Annotated in this window: 15 protein-coding genes; 9 read left to right on the top strand and 6 right to left on the bottom strand. The window is 75.3% G+C overall.

Annotated features, from left to right (window positions below; translation table 11 throughout):
- The first annotated feature begins 19 nt into the window (after nucleotides 1-19).
- The gene (locus CUD01_RS01435; protein ID WP_141318099.1) at nucleotides 20-664 is read left to right on the top strand and encodes a carbonic anhydrase; all 645 of its coding nucleotides are present in this window, start codon (nucleotides 20-22) and stop codon (nucleotides 662-664) included.
- Nucleotides 665-740: 76 nt separating this feature from the next.
- Nucleotides 741-2,159, top strand: coding sequence for a class II fumarate hydratase (locus CUD01_RS01430; protein ID WP_141318097.1), 1,419 nt, complete (start codon nucleotides 741-743; stop codon nucleotides 2,157-2,159).
- Between the two features lie 58 nt (nucleotides 2,160-2,217).
- Here the strand turns inward: CUD01_RS01430 and CUD01_RS01425 are convergent, their stop codons facing one another.
- Complete coding sequence (locus CUD01_RS01425; RefSeq protein WP_141318095.1) at nucleotides 2,218-3,888, bottom strand: DHA2 family efflux MFS transporter permease subunit; 1,671 nt, start codon at nucleotides 3,886-3,888, stop codon at nucleotides 2,218-2,220.
- Between the two features lie 308 nt (nucleotides 3,889-4,196).
- Between CUD01_RS01425 and CUD01_RS01420 the strand changes: the two genes are divergently transcribed.
- Genes CUD01_RS01420 through CUD01_RS01405 form a run of 4 tightly spaced genes read left to right on the top strand, consistent with a single transcriptional unit; the run spans nucleotide 4,197 to nucleotide 11,950 of the window.
- Nucleotides 4,197-7,493 (top strand): ABC transporter permease, encoded by a 3,297-nt coding sequence (locus CUD01_RS01420; protein ID WP_141318093.1) that lies wholly within the window; start codon nucleotides 4,197-4,199, stop codon nucleotides 7,491-7,493.
- Nucleotides 7,490-10,225, top strand: a complete 2,736-nt coding sequence (locus CUD01_RS01415) for an FtsX-like permease family protein (RefSeq protein WP_141318091.1) — start codon at nucleotides 7,490-7,492, stop codon at nucleotides 10,223-10,225. Before CUD01_RS01420 ends, CUD01_RS01415 begins: the two co-directional genes overlap by 4 nt.
- Nucleotides 10,226-10,244: 19 nt before the next feature.
- Complete coding sequence (locus CUD01_RS01410; RefSeq protein ID WP_094179317.1) at nucleotides 10,245-11,231, top strand: ABC transporter ATP-binding protein; 987 nt, start codon at nucleotides 10,245-10,247, stop codon at nucleotides 11,229-11,231.
- On the top strand, nucleotides 11,228-11,950 hold the full coding sequence (locus tag CUD01_RS01405; protein ID WP_141318089.1) for an ABC transporter ATP-binding protein: 723 nt from the start codon (nucleotides 11,228-11,230) through the stop codon (nucleotides 11,948-11,950). Before CUD01_RS01410 ends, CUD01_RS01405 begins: the two co-directional genes overlap by 4 nt.
- A 69-nt stretch (nucleotides 11,951-12,019) precedes the next feature.
- Here CUD01_RS01405 and phoH2 read toward each other — a convergent pair whose 3' ends face one another.
- Nucleotides 12,020-13,411: an RNA 5'-3' helicase PhoH2 gene (phoH2, locus tag CUD01_RS01400; protein ID WP_141318087.1), complete on the bottom strand. Its 1,392-nt coding sequence runs from the start codon at nucleotides 13,409-13,411 to the stop codon at nucleotides 12,020-12,022.
- Between the two features lie 351 nt (nucleotides 13,412-13,762).
- Nucleotides 13,763-14,524 (bottom strand): isoprenyl transferase, encoded by a 762-nt coding sequence (locus tag CUD01_RS01395; RefSeq protein WP_094179314.1) that lies wholly within the window; start codon nucleotides 14,522-14,524, stop codon nucleotides 13,763-13,765.
- Between the two features lie 196 nt (nucleotides 14,525-14,720).
- Here CUD01_RS01395 and trhA point away from each other — a divergent pair, with 196 nt between their 5' ends.
- Nucleotides 14,721-15,422, top strand: coding sequence for a PAQR family membrane homeostasis protein TrhA (gene trhA, locus CUD01_RS01390; protein WP_141318085.1), 702 nt, complete (start codon nucleotides 14,721-14,723; stop codon nucleotides 15,420-15,422).
- On the opposite strand, the gene CUD01_RS01385 is transcribed toward trhA, so the two are convergent.
- Genes CUD01_RS01385 through mca form a run of 3 tightly spaced genes read right to left on the bottom strand, consistent with a single transcriptional unit; the run spans nucleotide 15,407 to nucleotide 17,426 of the window.
- On the bottom strand, nucleotides 15,407-16,210 hold the full coding sequence (locus tag CUD01_RS01385; protein WP_307722657.1) for a nitrilase-related carbon-nitrogen hydrolase: 804 nt from the start codon (nucleotides 16,208-16,210) through the stop codon (nucleotides 15,407-15,409). The genes trhA and CUD01_RS01385 overlap by 16 nt on opposite strands.
- A 38-nt stretch (nucleotides 16,211-16,248) precedes the next feature.
- On the bottom strand, nucleotides 16,249-16,530 hold the full coding sequence (locus CUD01_RS01380; RefSeq protein ID WP_141318081.1) for a hypothetical protein: 282 nt from the start codon (nucleotides 16,528-16,530) through the stop codon (nucleotides 16,249-16,251).
- On the bottom strand, nucleotides 16,527-17,426 hold the full coding sequence (gene mca / locus CUD01_RS01375; protein WP_141318199.1) for a mycothiol conjugate amidase Mca: 900 nt from the start codon (nucleotides 17,424-17,426) through the stop codon (nucleotides 16,527-16,529). Before mca ends, CUD01_RS01380 begins: the two co-directional genes overlap by 4 nt.
- Before the next feature lie 191 nt (nucleotides 17,427-17,617).
- Between mca and CUD01_RS01370 the strand changes: the two genes are divergently transcribed.
- On the top strand, nucleotides 17,618-18,046 hold the full coding sequence (locus tag CUD01_RS01370) for a DUF4307 domain-containing protein (RefSeq protein ID WP_141318079.1): 429 nt from the start codon (nucleotides 17,618-17,620) through the stop codon (nucleotides 18,044-18,046).
- A 229-nt stretch (nucleotides 18,047-18,275) separates the two neighbouring features.
- Complete coding sequence (gene greA / locus CUD01_RS01365) at nucleotides 18,276-18,761, top strand: transcription elongation factor GreA (protein WP_141318077.1); 486 nt, start codon at nucleotides 18,276-18,278, stop codon at nucleotides 18,759-18,761.
- Nucleotides 18,762-18,830 lie beyond the last annotated feature (69 nt).

Below are 18,830 nucleotides of genomic sequence, written 5' to 3'. Positions count from 1 at the left end.
ACCGCGCGGTTTTGCGACGATGACCGCCGTGACGACACGGATGACTCCCGCCGAGGCCTGGTCCGCGCTCAAGGACGGCAACAACCGGTTCGTGGCAGGCGAGATGCTGCACCCCTCGCAAGGCGTCGACCGACGCGCCGAGGTGACGCAGTCCCAGCACCCGTTCGCGGTGCTGTTCGGCTGCTCCGACTCGCGCGTCGCCGCCGAGATCATCTTCGACCGCGGGCTCGGCGACCTGTTCGTGGTGCGCACCGCCGGGCACGTGCTCGACACCACCGTGATCGGCTCGATCGAGTACGGCGTCGAGGTCCTGGGCACCCCGCTCGTCGTCGTGCTGGGCCACGACTCCTGCGGTGCGGTGGCCGCCGCGACGTCCGCGCTCAACGACGGCACGCTGCCCCCCGGGTTCGTGCGGGCGGTCGTCGACCGGGTGATCCCCAGCGTCGTCGGCCTCACGCGCCGGGGCGAGGGCGCCGAGTCGCTCGACGCCGCCACGCTGGGCCACGAGCACGTCAAGCACACCGTGCGCATGCTGCAGGGGTACTCCGTCTCGCTCGCGGACGCCGTCGAGCAGGGCCGGTGCGCGATCATCGGCCTGGAGTACACGCTCACGGACGGCCGCGTGCGGGTCGCCGAGGTCGTCGGCGACGTCGGCGAGCTCTGAGCGCCGCGCGCTCCCGGGCGCCTCGAGCGGGCCCGGGGAGCGCCGCGGCCGGTCCCGCGTGCGGCAGGATGGGCGCATGACTTCTGCGCTTCCCGACGACGCGGTCGAGTACCGGATCGAGCACGACACGATGGGCGAGGTCCGGGTCCCGGCCACCGCCCTGTACCGCGCCCAGACGCAGCGCGCGGTCGAGAACTTCCCGATCTCGGGCTCGCGGCTCGAGCGCGGGCACATCGAGGCCCTCGCGCGCATCAAGAAGGCCGCCGCGCGGGCCAACGCCGAGCTCGGTGTGCTGCCCGGCGACGTCGCCGAGGCGATCGCCGCGGCCGCCGACGAGGTCGCCTCCGGCCTGCACGACGCGCACTTCCCGGTCGACGTCTACCAGACGGGCTCGGGCACGTCGTCGAACATGAACACCAACGAGGTGCTCGCGACGCTCGCGACCCTCGCGCTCGGCGCTCCCGTGCACCCCAACGACCACGTCAACGCGTCGCAGTCGTCCAACGACGTGTTCCCGACGAGCGTGCACGTGGCCGCCACCGCGGGCGTCGTGCGCGACCTGGTCCCCGCGCTCGAGCACCTCGCGGGCGCGCTCGGCGCGAAGGCCGACGAGTGGGCCGGGGTCGTGAAGTCCGGGCGCACGCACCTCATGGACGCCACGCCCGTGACGCTCGGCCAGGAGTTCGGCGGGTACGCCGCCGCGGTGCGCTACGGCGTCGAGCGCCTGCAGGCGGCCCTCCCCCGCGCGGCGGAGGTCCCGCTCGGGGGCACGGCCGTGGGCACGGGCATCAACACGCCCGCCGGCTTCCCGCAGCGCGTCATCGAGCTGCTGCGCGAGGACACCGGCCTGCCGCTGACCGAGGCGCGCGACCACTTCGAGGCGCAGTCCTCGCGCGACGGGCTGGTCGAGCTCTCGGGCGCGCTGCGCACGATCGCGGTGTCGCTCACCAAGATCTGCAACGACCTGCGCTGGATGGGCTCCGGCCCGAACACCGGCCTGTCCGAGATCGCGATCCCCGACCTGCAGCCGGGCTCGTCGATCATGCCGGGCAAGGTGAACCCCGTGGTGCCCGAGGCGGTGCTCATGGTCGCGGCGCGCGTCGTCGGGAACGACGCGACGGTCGCGTGGGCCGGCGCGTCCGGGTCGTTCGAGCTCAACGTGCAGATCCCGGTCATCGCGTCGGCGGTCCTGGAGTCGATCCGCCTGCTCGCCAACGCGAGCCGGGTGCTGGCCGACAAGACCGTGGCGGGTCTCGTCGCGAACGCCGACCGCGCGCGGGCGTACGCCGAGTCCTCGCCGTCGATCGTCACGCCGCTCAACCGCGTCATCGGCTACGAGGCCGCGGCGGCCATCGCGAAGCACGCGGTCAAGCGGGGGCTCACGATCCGCCAGGCCGTCGTGGACCTCGGCTACGTCGAGCGCGGCGAGGTCACCGAGGCGCAGCTCGACGCGGCGCTCGACGTGCTGAGCATGACGCGCCCGCCGCAGGGCTGACGCTCGCCCTGGCGCGACCCACCCCGCGTCGACGGGGGCCGGCCCCCGTCGGTCCTCGTCAACGCGCGCCGGACACCTCCCGAGCGGTGTCCGTCGTCACCGGCCGCGCGTGGGGTCGCACCGCGTGCATCCCGAGCGCGGCCACGAGCCCGAGCACGAGCGCGCCCGCGGTGAGCAGGAGCGTCTGCGCGGTCGCGGCGGCGAAGCCCGTGTGGACCGCGTCGAGCGCGGCCACGCGCACCTGCTCGGCGAGCGCGGCCGGGACCCCGTCGGGCGGGGCGAACCCGGCCGCGCCGTTCGAGAGCGCGGACGGGTCGAGCCGCGCGAACCCCTCGAGGAAGGGCGCACGCACCGCCTCGGGGAGGTCCCGGGCGGCGTCGGCGGCCGCGGCGGGGACCTCGACCGACAGGCGTGACGTGAGCATCGCGACGACGGCCGCCGAGCCGACCACGCCGCCCATCTGCCGCGTGGTGTTGAAGGCGCCCGCTCCCGCACCCGCGGTGCGCTGGTCGAGCCCCGCGGTCGCGGCCGCCGCCAGCGGCGAGAACACCAGGCCGGTGCCGATGCCGAACACCGTCATGGGCACGACCAGCGTCCAGACCGGCGCGTCCGGCCGCACCGCGGCGGCCAGCCACGCGACGACCACGGCGAGGGTCGCGAACCCGGCCGCGACCACCCACTTCGCCGGCACCCGGTCGGACAGCCGTCCCGCGAGCGGCGCGACGACGCCGGACACGAGCGAGCCGCCCGCCCCGACGAGCGCGGCCCGCAGCGGCGAGAGCCCCAGCACGAGCTGCAGGTAGATGATGAACGGGAAGAAGATGCCGGTCATCGAGAACGTCACGGCGGCGCCGGACACGTTCGCGAGCGAGAAGTTGCGCACGTGGAAGAGCCGCAGCGGCAGCAGCGCGCGGTCGCCGATCCGGTTCTGCCACCAGACGAACGCCGCGAGGACCAGCACTCCCGCACCGATCACCAGCCACACCGAGACGGGCCCCCGGATGGTGCCCCAGTCGTAGGACTCGCCCTCCTGCAGCCCGAACACCAGCAGGAACATGCCGACCACGGAGAGCAGGACGCCGACGACGTCGAACGAGCGCGCGTGCGTCGGCAGCGACGGCAGCGTCCGCACCGCGAACCACAGCGCCACGACGCCGACCGGGATGTTGATGAAGAAGATGTACTCCCAGCCCACGGTCTCGACGAGCACGCCGCCGAGCACCGGGCCGGTGATCGTGGCGACGCCCGCGACCGCACCCCACACGCCCATCGCGGCGCCGCGCCGCTCGGGGGGGAACACGCGCGTGATCATCGACATGGTCTGCGGCGTCATGAGCGCCGCCCCGACGCCCTGCACCGCGCGCGCGGCGACGAGCAGGGCGACCGAGTCGGCGAGCCCGCAGACCGCCGACGTCACGGTGAACAGGACGAGCCCGGCGATGAACACCGGCCGCGGCCCGAACCGGTCCCCGAGCCGCCCCGTGACCAGCAGGAGCACCGCGAACGAGAGCAGGTAGGCGCTGTTCACCCAGCCGACCTGCGTGATGCTCGCGTCCAGCTCGCGCCCGAGCGTGGGCACCGCGATGTTCACGATGGTCGTGTCGAGCATGATCATGAAGAACCCGAGGCACAGCGCGGGCAGCACGCTCCACGGGGAGCGCCCGTGCAGGTCGACCTGGCCGGGGGCCGGCGCGGCGGTGGGCCGCGCGGGGCTGGGGTCGTGCGTCATGGGGGCCTCTCGGACAGCGCGCGGACGGTGGACGACGCTCGGGGCGGCGACGCGCGCTCGTCGGGGCCCGTCGTCGAGCGTAGGACCAAGGACCCACACATGCGCGCGACCGCCAGAGCCACCCGAACGGGTGACAACCCGAGGAAGTTGCTGTGGGAACCCGACAGAACTCCCCGGTACCCCGCACTCACCCGGACAGAACCCTCGCGGCGTTCGTGGGACCGCTCCCGGGGCCCCTGCGCGCTGGGTTACTGTCGCCCCGCCCGGCCCGCTGCGGACCGGTGACGACGAGGTCGGGAGGTCGACGCGTGGGCTGGAGGTCACGGCTGCTGCTGCGCCGGGCGACGGCGCAGGGCACCCTGCTGCTCGCGGTGCTGACCGTGACCCTCGTGGCGACGACGCTGCTCGGCACGTTCGCGCTGCTGCTCACGGCGAGCGAGACGCGGGCGCCGCAGGTCGCCCTCGAGCGGGTCGACCCGGGGGACACGACGATCGACCTGCGCTCGGTCGTCGGCGGCAAGGACGGGACAAGCGTGGCCGCCGCCGCGCACGCCGCGATGGACGCCATCGTCGGCGACGTCGCGCAGGAGCGGGACGTGTGGGCGTCGTCGCCGTGGCTGTCCGTACCCGGCACCGCGGACCCGGTGGACCCGATCGTGTACCTCGCCGACTACCCCGTCGTGCCCGAGCACACGACCCTGCTCGCCGGCGAGTGGCCGACGACCGCGTCCGTACCCGGCTCGTACGCCATCCCCGTCGCCGTGCCGCAGGACGCGGCCGCGCGCTACGGCTGGGAGCTCGGCGACGAGGTCGCGCTCGAGGGCGTCGAGCTCGGCGCCGACCTGCGCATGCGGGTCGTCGGCGTGTTCCGCGCCGAGCCCCCGCGCGCGCTGTGGCAGCGCGACCTGCTCTCGGGCCGCGGCCACGAGCCGTACTTCCCGGTGCCCGGCTCGTTCGGCTCGGTCGTCACCGAGGCGTGGGGCCCGATCGTCGTCGCGCACGACGTGGACGCGATCGTCCCGGGCACCCTCACGCTCGTCGCCAGGCCCGACCTCGGGTCTGCGACACCCGCGCAGCGCGCCGGGCTGCGCGACCGGCTCGAGACCGCCCAGACCGACGCGTACGCGTCCATCCCGGCCGCGAGCGTGCAGGTCAGCACGACGCTCGACCGCACGCTCGACGAGATCGCGGCCACGCTCGCGGTCACGCGGGCGGGCGTGGTCGTCGTCGGGCTCCTGCTGCTCGTCGTCGCCGTCACGGTCCTGCTCATCGCCGCGCGCCTGCTCGCCGAGCGGCGGACCGCGGAGCAGACGCTGCTCACCTCACGCGGGGCGTCCGCACCGCAGCTCGTCGGCCTCGCCGCGCTCGAGGCGCTCGGCGTCGCGCTGGCCGCCGCGCTGCTCGCCCCGTGGCTCGCACGTCTCGCGTACGGCGCCCTCACGCGCGCCCGCCTGCTGCGCGACGCGGGGCTGGCGACCGACCCCGGCACACCGACGACGCTCTGGCTCACGTGCGCGGTCGCCGCCACGCTGCTCGCCGCCGTGCTGCTCGCGCCCACGCTCCGGCGACGGGTCTCGGCGGTCGACTCCGAGCAGCAGGAGGTCCGCCAGGACCGTCGCCAGATGTTCGCCCGCTCGGGCGTCGACCTGGCGGTCGTGGTCGTCGCCGGCGTCGCGCTGTGGCAGCTCGTCCGGCACGGCGCCACGGGTCTCGCGGGCTCGCGCGGTCTGGACCCCCTGCTCGTCGCCGCCCCCGCGCTCGTCCTGCTCGCCGGCGGCGTGCTCGCGGGCCGCGTCCTGCCCGTCGTGGCACGCACGGGCGAGGACGTCGCGCGACACAGCCGGTCGCTCGTCGCCCCGCTGGCCGCCTGGCAGGTCAGCCGTCGCCCGCACCGGGCCGCGGGCGCCGTCCTGCTCGTCACGCTCGCGGTCGCGGTCGGCACGTTCGCGCAGGGCTGGCTCGCGACGTGGCACCTCTCGCAGCGTGAGCAGGCCGAGCTCGTGGTGGGCACCGACCTGCGCGTCGACGAGCTCGGCGGCTCCCCGCTCGAGCAGTCGGCGCTGCTCGCGGGGCTGCCCGAGGTGCCCATCACGTCACCCGTCGCCCGGCGCCAGGCGCAGGTCGGCATCGCGACCGGTGCGAGCGCGCTGAGCACCGGGGTCCCGGCCACGCTCGTCGCGCTCGACACGCGGCACGCGGGCGACCTGCTGCGCGGCCGGCTCGACGGCGGGTGGCCCGCGGTGACGCGGGACCTCGCGCCCGCGTCCGTCGTCCGCGGGGCACCGCTCCCCGCGGGCACGCGGTCGATCTCGTTCGACGTGCAGGGCTGGCTCGCCAAGCGCATCAAGGGCGCCGAACTGCGCGTGTCGGTCCTCCTCGCCGACGAGCGCGGCCTGCGCACCACGCTGGACGTCGGCATGCTCGAGCCCACGTCGGGGCGTCCCGTCGAGGAGGCCGTCCCCACGACGTTCACGCTCGACGTGCCCGAGGGCGTCGGAGCCCTGCAGCTCCTCGGCGTCACCATGGACATCCGCCTCGACCCGCTCGCGGTCGACCTCCTCACGCCCGAGAACTGGGAGGTCACGGTCCACGGCATCGTGTCGCGCATGCAGGCGCTCGACGCGGACGGCGAGCCGACGCCCGTCGACCTGGCACGCGCGCAGTGGCGCACGACGTCCCCGTCGACGTGGAACCCGCTCGCGGAGGGCAACCGCCTGGGCGCCACGTGGGTCGAGGCCGGCGCGCTGCACGTGACCGCCGCGACCAACATGGGGCTGGTGCTGCAGGGGTACAGCGCGCTGTACACCACCGCGTTCGAGCGCGAGCCGATCGTGCACGCGATCGTCACGCCCGGCCTGCTGAGCACGCTCACCGCCGAGCCGGACGAGACGCTCGTCGTCCAGGTCGACGGGATCGACGTGCAGGTGCGCGTCGACGCCGTCGTGCCCTACCTGCCGTCGGTGCCCGACGGAGACGCCCTGCTCGTGGACCGGGACGCGCTCACCCGCGCGACCCTCGTCGCCGGCGGTCGGGACGCGCTCGCCGACGAGTGGTGGGCCATGGTCGACGACGCGGCCGCACCGGCCGCCGCCGCGGCGGTCGCCCGCTCGGAGCTCGGGACCGCCAGCACGCGCGCGGCAGCCGTCGTCGAGGCGACCGACGGTCCCCTGCGGGTCGGGATCCCCGCCGCGCTGTGGAGCGTCACGCTCGCCGCCGTCGCGCTCGCGGTCACCGGCGTCGCGCTCAGCGCGACCGTCGCGGTGCGCACACGACGGCTCGAGCTGGCCCGCCTGCAGGCGCTCGGCGCGTCGCGCGGCGCGCTGTCCCGCGCGGTGCTCGGCGAGTACGCGCTGCTGGGGCTGCTCGGCACCGTGGCGGGCGTGCTCGTGGGCGCCGCCCTCGTGCGCGTCGTCGGCCCGCTCGTGACGGTCTCGCCGCGCGGTCTGGCACCCGTGCCGGGCGTGCTCGTGCAGTGGCCGTGGCCCGCGCTCGCGGCGGTCGTCACGATGATCGGCCTCGGTGCCACGCTCGCGGTGGTCGTGACCACGCGCGCACTCCTGCGCCGCACCTCCGGCGCGCTCCTGCGACTGGGGGACGAGGGATGAACGTCTCGACTCGCGTGCGGACGGTCGTCGGGGGCGCCCCGCTGCTCGTGCGCCGCCGCGCGCGCACCGATGCGGGCCTGCTCGCGCTCACGGGTGCGCTCGTCGCCGCGCTCGTGCTCGTCGCGCTCCTCGCGCCGCGGCTGGTCACGAGCGTCGCCGACGAGGGCGCGCGCGACGTCGTCGAGCGGGGCCGTCCGGCCACCGACGTCGTCGCACGCGTCTCCGGCGCCGTACCGCCCAAGGCGGGCGTCCGCCCGGACCACGCACCCGACGACCAGCGCAGTGCGGCGAAGACGGTCGCCGCCGGCGTGCCCGCCGCGATGCTCCGCGACCTCGCGGGACCGTCGCTGTCGACGTTCACGTCCGCGTGGACCGGGAACCTCCCCAGCGGCCAGTTCGTCGCACGCGCGGGCTACGTCCTGCCCGCGGACGGCGCCGACCCGGTCCGCTGGGTCACCGGCCGCGCACCCGAGCAGCTCGACGACGTGGTCGTCACCGAGGACCAGTCGCTCGCGAACGTCGAGCGCCGCGTCGAGGTGGGCGTGAGCGTCGACGGCGCCCGAGCGCTCGGCCTCGAGCCGGGCGACGAGGTGCGCGTGACCACCGCGATGGTGTCCCGGCTGACCGCCGTCGTCGTCGGCACGTACGAGGTGACCGACGCCGACGACCCGGTGTGGACCACGCTGCCCGAGCTCGTCCGGGCCATGCCCGCCCCGGGCGGGTCCGCGGACCTCGCCGCCGTCGGGCTGCTCGTGACGGACGCGTCGCTGCCCGACCTGCTCGTCGCCGTCCAGCCGTCGGCGGTGACCACCGACGTGCGCTTCGTCTCGGTCCCCGACCGCATCACGGCGGCGCGGGCACGGGTCATCGCCGCCGAGGTCGCGGCGCTGCGCACCGACCCGCGCCCGCTCCAGCTGCTCGACGCGCGCCAGCCCACGCTCCTGACGTCGCTCGACGACGAGCTGCTCGCCTACCGCGACCGCCTGGCCGGTGCGACCGCGCAGGCGAGCGTCCTGCTCATGGGGATCGTCGCGGTCGGAGGCCTCACCGTCCTGCTCGCCGCGCGGCTCATGGTCGAGCGCCGCTCCAGCGGCCTCACGCTCGAGCGCGCACGCGGGGCGTCGGTCACGTCCGTGGGCTGGCGCGCGCTGCTCGAGTCCGTGCCCGTCACGCTCGCCGCGACGGCGCTCGCGGTCGCCGCGCTCCTGCTCGTCATGCCGCCGCAGGGCGCGTGGTGGCCGGGCGTCGCGGTCGCGACCGTGGGCGTGGTCGCGCCCGCGCTGCTCGCGGGGGCCCTGGTCCGACGGTCGTGGACCGGCCGACGCGTGCCCGCCAACCGCGCCGACCGCGACCGGCTCGCGTCACGTCGCCGCACGCGACGGCTCGTCGCGGAGCTCACGCTGCTCGCGGTCGCCACCGGCGCGCTGCTGTCCGTCCGCGCGCGCGGTCTGCTGTCGAGCAGCGTCGGCGACGTCGACTGGCTCCTCGCGGCGACCCCCGTGCTGCTGGCCGGCGCCGCGACCGTCCTGACCGCGCACGCCCTGCCGCCCGTGCTGCGCCGGCTGCGGGCCGTCGCCTCGCGCGGCCCCGCGCTCGCCGGGCTGGTCGCCACGGCACGTGCCGAGCGCGCGAGCCGCACCGCGATCCCGCTGCTCAGCGTGACGGTCGCGGTGGCGCTCATGGTGTTCAGCGGCATCATGGTCGCCACCGTGGACCGCGGGCAGGTGCGTGCCGCGGACCTCGTGGTGGGCGGCGACGTGCGGATCGACGGGCCGGTCGGGGACGACGCGTTGGCCGCGCTGCGCGAGCAGGACGGCCTGACGAGCGTCACGGGCTCGCGCACGTGGGTGAGCCGCACGTTCGGCGTGGGCTCGGGCGTGGACGTCACACTGCTCGCCGTCGACACGGCACCGTTCGAGGCGCTGCGCGCCGCCCGCGGCGAGAGCGACGCGGGCCTCGCGCGGCTGGCGGACGGCGCGCCGGGGACCGGGGTGCCCGCGCTCGTGACGGCGGACCTGGAGCCCATCGCCGAGACCACCGACCCGCAGGTCTGGGTCACCGAGTCGTTCGTCGCGCTGGACCCGCGCGGCACCACCGACCTGCGGGTCGACGGTGCGCCGACCGTCGTCGTCGACCGCGCCGCGCTCGCCGCCGCGATGGGGGTCGAGATCCCCGCCGAGACGACGTGGCTGCTGGGGCCCGGAGCCGACGCCGCCGTCACCGCGACGGCCGTCGAGGGCCTGCCGAACGTGCGCGTGCTGAGCCGCACCGACTGGCTCGACGCGTGGAACACCTCGCCGCTGACCACGGGGCTGCGCACGCTGCTGCGCGTCGCGCAGGGCGCGCTCGCGGTGCTCGCCGTCGTCGCGCTCGTCCTGACCGTCGTGGCGACCGCGCGCGACCGGCGACGCACGCTGCACGTCCTGCGCACGCTCGGGCTCGACGCGGGCACCGCACGCCGGCTGTCCGCGGGCGAGGCCGCGCCCGTCGCCGTCGCCGGCCTGCTCGCGGGCTGCGCGATCGGCGTCGCGGTGCCGTGGCTGCTCACCGGCGCGCTCGGCCTGTCGACGCTCACGGGCGAGCCCGACGGCACGCGCGTCGCGACGACCTGGGTCCCGTTCGTGCTCGCGGCGGGGGCGCTCGCGCTGGGCCTCGCGGTCGCGGTCGAGGTCGAGGCCCGCACGCGGCGCGACGACGACCTGGCCCTCGGCATCCGGGAGGCGGAACGATGACCACGACGAAGGAGGCGCGATGACGACGACGCTCGACCGGCTCACGCAGGAGGCCGGCGCCCCGGCGTTCGGGCGGGACGCGCTCATCGTGTGCGACTCGCTCGTGCGCATCTACCAGTCCGAGGGCATCGAGGTGCAGGCGCTGCAGGGCCTCGACCTGCTCGTCGAGCCCGGCGAGCTCGTCGCGATCGTCGGCGCGTCCGGCTCCGGGAAGTCGACGCTGCTCGCCGTCCTGTCGGGCCTCGACGTGCCGACCGCCGGGCGGGTGCGCGTCGGCGACTGGGACCTCATGGCCATGACCTCCGCGCAGCGTGTGGCGTACCGCCGCCAGATGGTCGGGTTCGTGTGGCAGCAGACGGCCCGCAACCTCGTGCCGTACCTCAGCGCGACCGAGAACGTGACGCTGCCCCTCGCGCTCGCGGGCAGCGGCCGGCGCGAGCGCGAGGCCCGCGCGGCCGAGCTCCTCGAGCTGCTCGGCGTGGGCTACTGCGCGGACCGCAGGCCCGGCCAGCTGTCGGGCGGCGAGCAGCAGCGCGTCGCGATCGGCGTCGCGCTCGCCACCTCGCCGCAGGTGGTGTTCGCCGACGAGCCGACCGGCGAGCTCGACTCCGCGACGTCCGACCTGGTGCTCGAGAGCCTGCGGATGGTCAACCGCGAGCTCGGCACCACGGTCGTCGTCGTGACGCACGACCCGGGCGTGAGCGAGCACGTGCAGCGCACGGTCGCCATCCGCGACGGGCGCACGTCGTCGGAGACGGTCCGCCGCACGCACCTGCGCGACGACGGCACCGAGCACGTGGTGGCCGAGGAGTTCGCCGTGCTCGACCGCGCGGGGCGGGTCCAGCTGCCCGCCGAGTACCGCGAGGCCCTCGAGCTGTCGGGCCGCGTGCGGCTCGCGCTCGAGGCGTCGCACGTGTCCGTGTGGCCCGACCGCCCGCGCGTGGCCCCCACGCAGCCCACCGCCGCGCCCCAGGACGGCACGCACGAGGGAGGACCCCACCGATGAGCGTCGAGACCGCGCAGCAGGGCAAGCACGCCGCGAGCACGTCCGAGCCGATGGTGCTGGTCGACCACGTCTCGCGCACGTACGGCAGCGGGGACGCCGCGGTGCACGCGCTGCGGGACGTCTCGCTGTCGATCTCCCCCGGTGAGCTCGTGGTGCTCGTCGGACGCTCCGGCTCGGGCAAGACGACGCTGCTGAACGTCGTCGGCGGGCTCGACCGCCCCGACGAGGGCCGTGTCGTCGTCGACGGCCGAGAGGTGTCCCGGCTCGGTGAGCGCGGGCTCGTCGCGCTGCGGCGCGACGTCGTGTCGTTCGTGTTCCAGACGTTCGGGCTCGTGCCCGTGCTGTCGGCGGCCGAGAACGTCGGCGTCCCCCTGCGGCTGCGCAAGGTCCCGCCGAAGGTCCGCGACGAGCGCGTGGCGCTGCTGCTCGACCTCGTCGGGCTCGGCGGGCACGCCAACCAGCGGCCCGGGGAGCTGTCGGGTGGTCAGCAGCAGCGCGTCGCGATCGCGCGTGCGCTCGCGAACTCGCCGCGCCTGCTCGTCGCGGACGAGCCCACCGGCCAGCTCGACTCGGCCACGGGCGTCGCGATCATGGGGCTGCTGCGCGCGGTCGTCGAGCACGAGCGCACCACGGCCCTCGTCGCGACGCACGACCCGGTCATGATGTCGCTGGCCGACCGGGTCGTGCGCCTGCAGGACGGCGTGCTCACGCAGGACTGAGCACAGGTCTGAGCACAGGTCTGAGCACAGGACTGAGCACAGGTCTGCGCCCGGGGTCGGGCGCCGGGCTCAGACCTCGATGCCCTCGAGCAGCTCCGTGACCAGCGCCGCGACGGGCGACCGCTCCGAGCGGGTGAGCGTCACGTGCGCGAACAGCGGGTGGCCCTTGAGCGCCTCGATGACCGCCGCGACACCGTCGTGCCGGCCCACGCGCAGGTTGTCGCGCTGCGCGACGTCGTGCGTCAGGACCACGCGCGAGCTCTGCCCGATGCGCGACAGGACGGTGAGCAGCACGTTGCGCTCGAGCGACTGCGCCTCGTCCACGATCACGAACGCGTCGTGCAGCGACCGGCCGCGGATGTGCGTGAGCGGCAGGACCTCGAGCAGGTCGCGGTCCATGACCTCCTCGACGACCTCGCGCGAGACGAGCGCGCCGAGCGTGTCGAACACCGCCTGCGCCCAGGGGTTCATCTTCTCGGCCTCGGAGCCGGGCAGGTAGCCGAGCTCCTGACCGCCGACGGCGTACAGCGGTCGGAACACCATGACCTTGCGGTGCTGCCGGCGCTCGAGGACGGCCTCGAGCCCCGCGCACAGCGCGAGCGCGGACTTGCCCGTCCCGGCGCGACCGCCGAGCGAGACGATCCCGATCTCCTCGTCGAGCAGCAGGTCGATCGCGATGCGCTGCTCGGCGGAGCGGCCGTGCACGCCGAACACGTCCCGGTCGCCGCGCACGAGCGCGACGTGCTTGTCCGCGGTCACGCGCCCGAGCGCGGACCCCCGGGGCGAGTGCAGCACGAGGCCGGTGTGGCACGGCAGGTCCCCCGGGGCGGCCGTGCCGAACCCCGGCTCCGACGAGGAGGGGACGACGTCCGCGAGCGGGAGCGACTCGTGCTCCCACAGCTGGGCCATCTGCTGCTCGGTGAGGTCGAGCGCGTCCATCCCCGTCCAGCCGGACTCGACCGCGAGCTCGTGCCGGTACTCCTCGGCGCGCAGCCCCACCGCGGAGGCCTTCACCCGCATGGGCAGGTCCTTGGAGACCACGGTCACGTCTCGACCCTCGGCGGCGAGGTTCGCCGCGACCGCGAGGATCCGCGTGTCGTTGTCGCCGAGCCGGAAGCCCGCGGGCAGCACCGTCGGGTCGGTGTGGTTGAGCTCGACGCGCAGCGTCCCGCCGAGGTCGCCGATGGGCAGCGGCTCGTCGAGGCGGCCGTGCTGGACGCGCAGGTCGTCGAGCAGGCGCAGCGCCGAGCGGGCGAAGTACCCGAGCTCCGCGTGGTGCCGCTTGCCCTCGAGCTCGGTGATGACGACGACCGGCAGGACCACGTCGTGCTCCGCGAAGCGGTACATCGCCCTGGGGTCGGACAGCAGGACGGACGTGTCGAGGACGTGGGTCCGGCGGGCGTCGTCCTGCCCGGCCGGCTCGGGTCCGGTGGGGCCCTGCTGAGCTGCGCTGCTGACCACGGCGTGCTCCCTCCGGCGCTACGTGCGCCGCAGAAGGCGTCGCGCTCCGGTGTCCCGCACGCGGGGGTGCGGGGGCCGGCTCGCGGCGGCGGGACGAGGGCGGTCCGACCCTGCGAAGGGCCGGGTCCGGCCCTCCTCCCGGAGCGGATGCTCCATGGGCTAGGCCTCCCGGGGACGCCGGGGCGACGTCCTTGTGGTGACGCTAACCCCGGCCGCGCGCGGGTCGCAGGCTCGACGCGCCGTCCGAAACACGAAGTTCACCTGCACCTCGCCGGGCGTCCACCCGGCGGGGTGACGGCGCCGCGGGAGGTCCGCTCGTGGCGGGTCGTCCGGGGCAACCGCGAGCGCGCGTCAGCGCCCGAGCCGCCGTTCCCGGACGGCGTAGTCGCGCACCGCGCGCAGGAAGTCCACGCGCCGGAAGTCCGGCCAGTACGCCTCGCAGAAGTAGAACTCCGAGTGCGCCGACTGCCACAGCAGGAAACCGCCGAGCCGCTGCTCGCCCGAGGTGCGGATGACGAGGTCCGGGTCCGGCTGCCCTTTGGTGTACAGGTGCGCGGCGATGTGCTCGACGTCGAACGACTCCGCCATCTCGTCGAGCCCGAGGCCCTTGTCGGCCGCGTCCCGCAGGTAGGCGCGCACCGCGTCGGCGATCTCGCGGCGGCCCCCGTAGCCCACGGCCACGTTGACGTGCAGCCCGACGACGTCGCGCGTCGCCTCCTGCGCGTCGCGCAGCGCCTGGGCCGTGTGCTCGGGCAGCAGCTCGAGCGAGCCGACCGCTTGCACGCGCCAGCGGCGGGTCGCGGCGAGCTCGCGCACCGCGTCGTCGATCACGACGAGCAGGCCCTCGAGCTCGTCGGCGGGGCGGTTGAGGTTGTCGGTGGACAGCATCCACAGCGTGACGACCTCGACGCCGACGTCCTCGCTCCAGGCGAGCACCTCGCTGATCTTGTCCGCGCCCGCGCGGTACCCGCCGTGCGTGGACTTGCCGGTGGACCGCGCCCAGCGGCGGTTGCCGTCGAGGATCACGCCGACGTGCCGCGGCATCCGGTCCGAGGGCAGCGACGCGGCGAGGCGGCGCTCGTACAGCCCGTACAGCGGATGGGGCAGGCGCACGCGCTCTCCTGTCGCGATCGGTACCGGCCGGGCTCGCGCCCGGCGGGTGCGGCGTGGTGTGCCGGCGCGGTCAACCGTACTCGTCCGCCGATGTGCGTGAGGCAGGATCGTCCGTGCGGCGCAGGCGGTCGACACCGCTACCTACGGTGCCGTAACCTACGGGGTCGTAGGTTCCCGACGACGAACGCGAGGCACCATGGCCAGCACCCCCGCCCCCAGCGGCACCTCGGGCGTCGTACGCGCGGTCGAGCAGGTCGCCGCGAGCGTCAAGCCGCTCCTGCGGGGCTGGATCCACGCCGGCGTCTCACCGTTCGTGCTCGCCGCGTCGATCGTGCTCGTCGCGCTCTCCCCCACGCCCGCCGCGCGGTGGTCCACCGCGGTCTTCGGCCTGTCGGCCGTCATGCTGTTCGGCACCAGCGCGGTCTACCACCGCGGCACCTGGTCGCCGCGCGTCGCGGGCGTGCTGCGCCGCCTCGACCACACCAACATCTTCCTCATCATCGCGGGCACCTACACGCCCCTGGCCGTGCTCCTGCTGCCCGCCACGACCGCCCGGAACCTGCTCATCGCCGTCTGGGCCGGCGCGCTCGTCGGGCTGCTCGCCCGCGTGTTCTGGCTCTCCGCACCCCGATGGGTCTACGTGCCGGTGTACGTGATCCTCGGATGGGTCGCGGTCGCGTTCCTGCCGCAGTTCTACCGCGAGGGCGGCGCGGCGATCCTGTGGCTCATCGCCGCCGGCGGCCTGGCCTACACCGTGGGGGCGGTCGTCTACGGCACCAAGCGCCCCAACCCCAGCCCGCGGTACTTCGGGTTCCACGAGATCTTCCACGCGCTGACCGTCATCGGCTTCGCGTGCCACTACATCGCCGTGTCGATCGCGAGCTACTCGCTGCGCTGACCCGCCGGCACCACCGCGTACCGCCGGTTGGCGAGCGACGGGTTCGCCTCGCGCACGCCGCGCAGCTCGACCGGGTCGAGGTCGACCGTGCGGATCGACGGCTCGTCGTCGAGCTCGAGGCCCACCACGCCGTCCGGCCCCACGACGAGCGAGCGCCCGACGACGCCCTTGCCCGCCATGCCCACCGCGACGACCGCGGCCGTGTTCTCGATCGCACGCGCCGTCGCGAGCGTGCGCCAGTGCATCGCCTTGAGCGCACCGTCCGCCCACGCCGCGGGCACGACGAGCACGTCCGCACCCGCGTCCACCACCCGCCGGGCCGACTCCGGGAACCGCAGGTCGTAGCACGTCAGCACGCCGAACCGCACGCCCGCGACGTCGAGGACGAGCGGGGGCGCGTCCGCCGGGCCCGGCCGCAGCCGGTCGGACTCGCGGCTGCCGAACGCGTCGTACAGGTGCACCTTGCGGTACGTCCCGACGAGCGCGCCCGTGCCGTCCACCGCGACGACGACGTTCGCCGCGCGCGGGTCCTCGTCGTCGCCCGGGACCGTCACGCCCGCGAGCGCCGCGACGCCCGTGGCTGCCGCCCGCTCCCGCAGCGTGGTCACGTACGGGCCGTCGAGTGGCTGGGCGTGCTCGGCGCCCACGCCGCCCGGGTCGAACGCCGAGGCGTACTCGGGCAGCACCAGCACGTCGGCCCGGACGTGGTGCGCCTGCGCGAACGCGTCACGCAGGACCACGACGTTCGCCGCCGCGTCCGCCGACGCCGCGACCTGGGCGATCGTCACACGGACCGCGGGCCGCCGCGGCGGTTCGGGGCGCTCGCTCACCGCGTGCCGTCGGTCGCGTCGTCCGGCTCGCTCGCGCCGTCCGCACCGCGCTCCTGCGCCTCGGCCTCGGCGGCCTCGTCGGCCTCGAGCTGCTTGGCGCGCCGGTCGACGACCCGCAGGTGGCGGGTGAGGGACAGGAACAGCAGCACCGCGACCGCCGCGAGCCCGAACGTGAACACGAAGCCCAGGAAGCCCGGCGAGCCCCCGGTGGCCGCCGTGACGGTGGGGCTGGGGCTCGGTGCGGGCGTGGCGGCCAGGACCAGCGCCAGCGCGTTCATCGATCCGTCCCCGTCGTCTCGTCGGCCGGCGCGAGCGAGCCGAGCGGCTGCACCGCGATCCCCGCGAACAGGTCGTGCTCGGGGAGCGTGACCGGCACGCGCGACTCCGCGAGCTCGTACTCCTCGGTCGTCCAGTGCGCGAGCTCGACCTCGCGCGGGACCGCGAAGAAGAAGCCCTCGGGGTCGATCTGCGTGGCGTGGGCGCGCAGCGCCGCGTCCCGCCGGTCGAAGTACGCCGCGCACTCGATGCGCGTCGTCACCTCGCGCTCGGGGATCTCCCGCGCCTGGCGGGACTCGATCCAGTCCCCGAACGGGGACTCGCCGCCCGCCTCGAGGATCGCCTCGTGCATCGCGCGCAGACGCGCGAGCGAGAAACCGTGGTTGTAGTACAGCTTGAGCGGCGCCCAGGGCTCGCCGTGGCCCCGGTAGCGCTCGGGGTCGCCCGCGGCCGCGAACGCCTCGGCGGCGACCCGGTGGCACATCACGTGGTCGGGGTGGGGGTAGCCACCCGTCGGGTCGTACGTCGTCATCACGTGCGGCCGGAACTCGCGCACCACCTCGACCAGCGGCGCGCTCGCGTCCTCGAGGCCCACGAGCGCGAAGCACCCCTCGGGCAGCGGCGGCAGCGGGTCCCCCTCGGGCAGCCCCGAGTCGACGAAGCCGAGCCAGCGCTGCTGCACACCGAGCGCGGCCGCGGCCGCGGCCATCTCGTGCCGGCGCACCTCACGCATGCCCTCGATGCCGCCCGGCACCTCGCCGTAGCGCTCGTTGAGCACGTCGCCGCGCTCGCCGCCGGTGCACGTCACGACGAGCACCTCGACGCCCTCGGCGGCGTACCGTGCGGTGGTCGCCGCACCCTTGCTCGACTCGTCGTCCGGGTGCGCGTGCACCGCCATCAGGCGCAGCGGCTCACCCGCGGCGTCGGTGCGGCGCACGAACGCCGACCCGGCGGGAGCGCTCGGGGACGAGGTGTCGGTCACGTTCTGGGGGCGCCGTGGTTCGGCGGGCAGCTCGGGCACGGGACAATGATCGCGCACGGCACCCACGAACCCGGAACCGGTCCGCCGACCACACAGGAGGAACCCCCGTGGCCAGCACGCCCGCCGCGAGCCCCACGCCGCCCGCGGGACGCTACGGCGACGACCCCGACGAGCGCTCGCGCGTCCCGTGGCTCGTCACGGTCGTGCTCGCCGCCCTCGTCGGCGCGGTCGTGGTGGGCTGGATCGGCATCAGCGCGCTGCGCGACCCCGTGCAGTGGAAGACCATCGGGTTCTCGGTGCACGGCGCGGACACGGTCGACCTGACGTTCGAGGTCACCAAGGACCCGGAGAGCACCGCGTCGTGCCGTGTGCGTGCGCTGTCGCAGTCGTACGCCGAGGTCGGCGTCAAGGACGTGCAGATCGGCCCGGGCGCCCGCACCCAGCGCGTCACCGTCGTCATCCCCACCGCGGAGCTCGCCGTGAGCGCGAGCGTGCAGACGTGCGACCCCGTCGAGGACGCGCCGGGCGCCCCCTGACGCGACCGCTTGCTATCCTGGGCGTTTCGCACGCCGCCCACGCCTCGTCGCGTCCGGCCCGCTCCCAGCGCGGCACGGCACGACGAACCGGGACCGGACGGTCGACGCGACCGGACGGAACGGCGACACCCCGCCCCAGACACCGCCGACCGGTGATGCCTGCGGCCTCGAGCCGTGGGGTCACGGAGGGCCGCCGACGGGACGCACCAGGAAGCAGGAAGGAGCGATCGTGACCGACACGACCGCGGCCACTTGGCTGACGCAGGAGGCCTACGACCGCCTGAGCGCCGAGCTCGAGGACCTCAAGGGCCCCCGCCGGGACGAGATCACGCAGCGCATCGCCGCGGCGCGTGACGAGGGCGACCTCAAGGAGAACGGCGGCTATCACGCCGCGCGCGAGGAGCAGGCGAAGAACGAGGCCCGCATCCGCGAGCTCGAGGCGAAGCTCCGCACCGTGCAGATCGGCACGCCGCCCGACGACGGCGTCGTCGAGCCGGGCATGGTCGTGACGGCCGTGGTCGCGGGCGACGAGGAGGTCTTCCTCCTGGGCTCGCGCGAGATGGCCGGCACGACGGGCATCCAGGTCTTCTCCCCCACCTCGCCGCTCGGTGCGTCGATCCACGGCAAGTCCGTGGGCGACACGACGAGCTACGCCGCGCCGAACGGGCGCGAGATCGAGGTGACGATCGTCGCCGCGAAGCCGTTCGAGGGCTGAGCAGCACCGCGACGGGCGCGTCCCGGGTCACCACCCGGGACGCGCCCGTCGTCGTCCCCGCCGCCGCGC

It is taken from the genome of Cellulomonas uda (assembly GCF_006538705.1).
Taxonomy (GTDB): domain Bacteria; phylum Actinomycetota; class Actinomycetes; order Actinomycetales; family Cellulomonadaceae; genus Cellulomonas; species Cellulomonas uda.
This window is presented reverse-complemented; position numbering and strand designations above follow the sequence as displayed.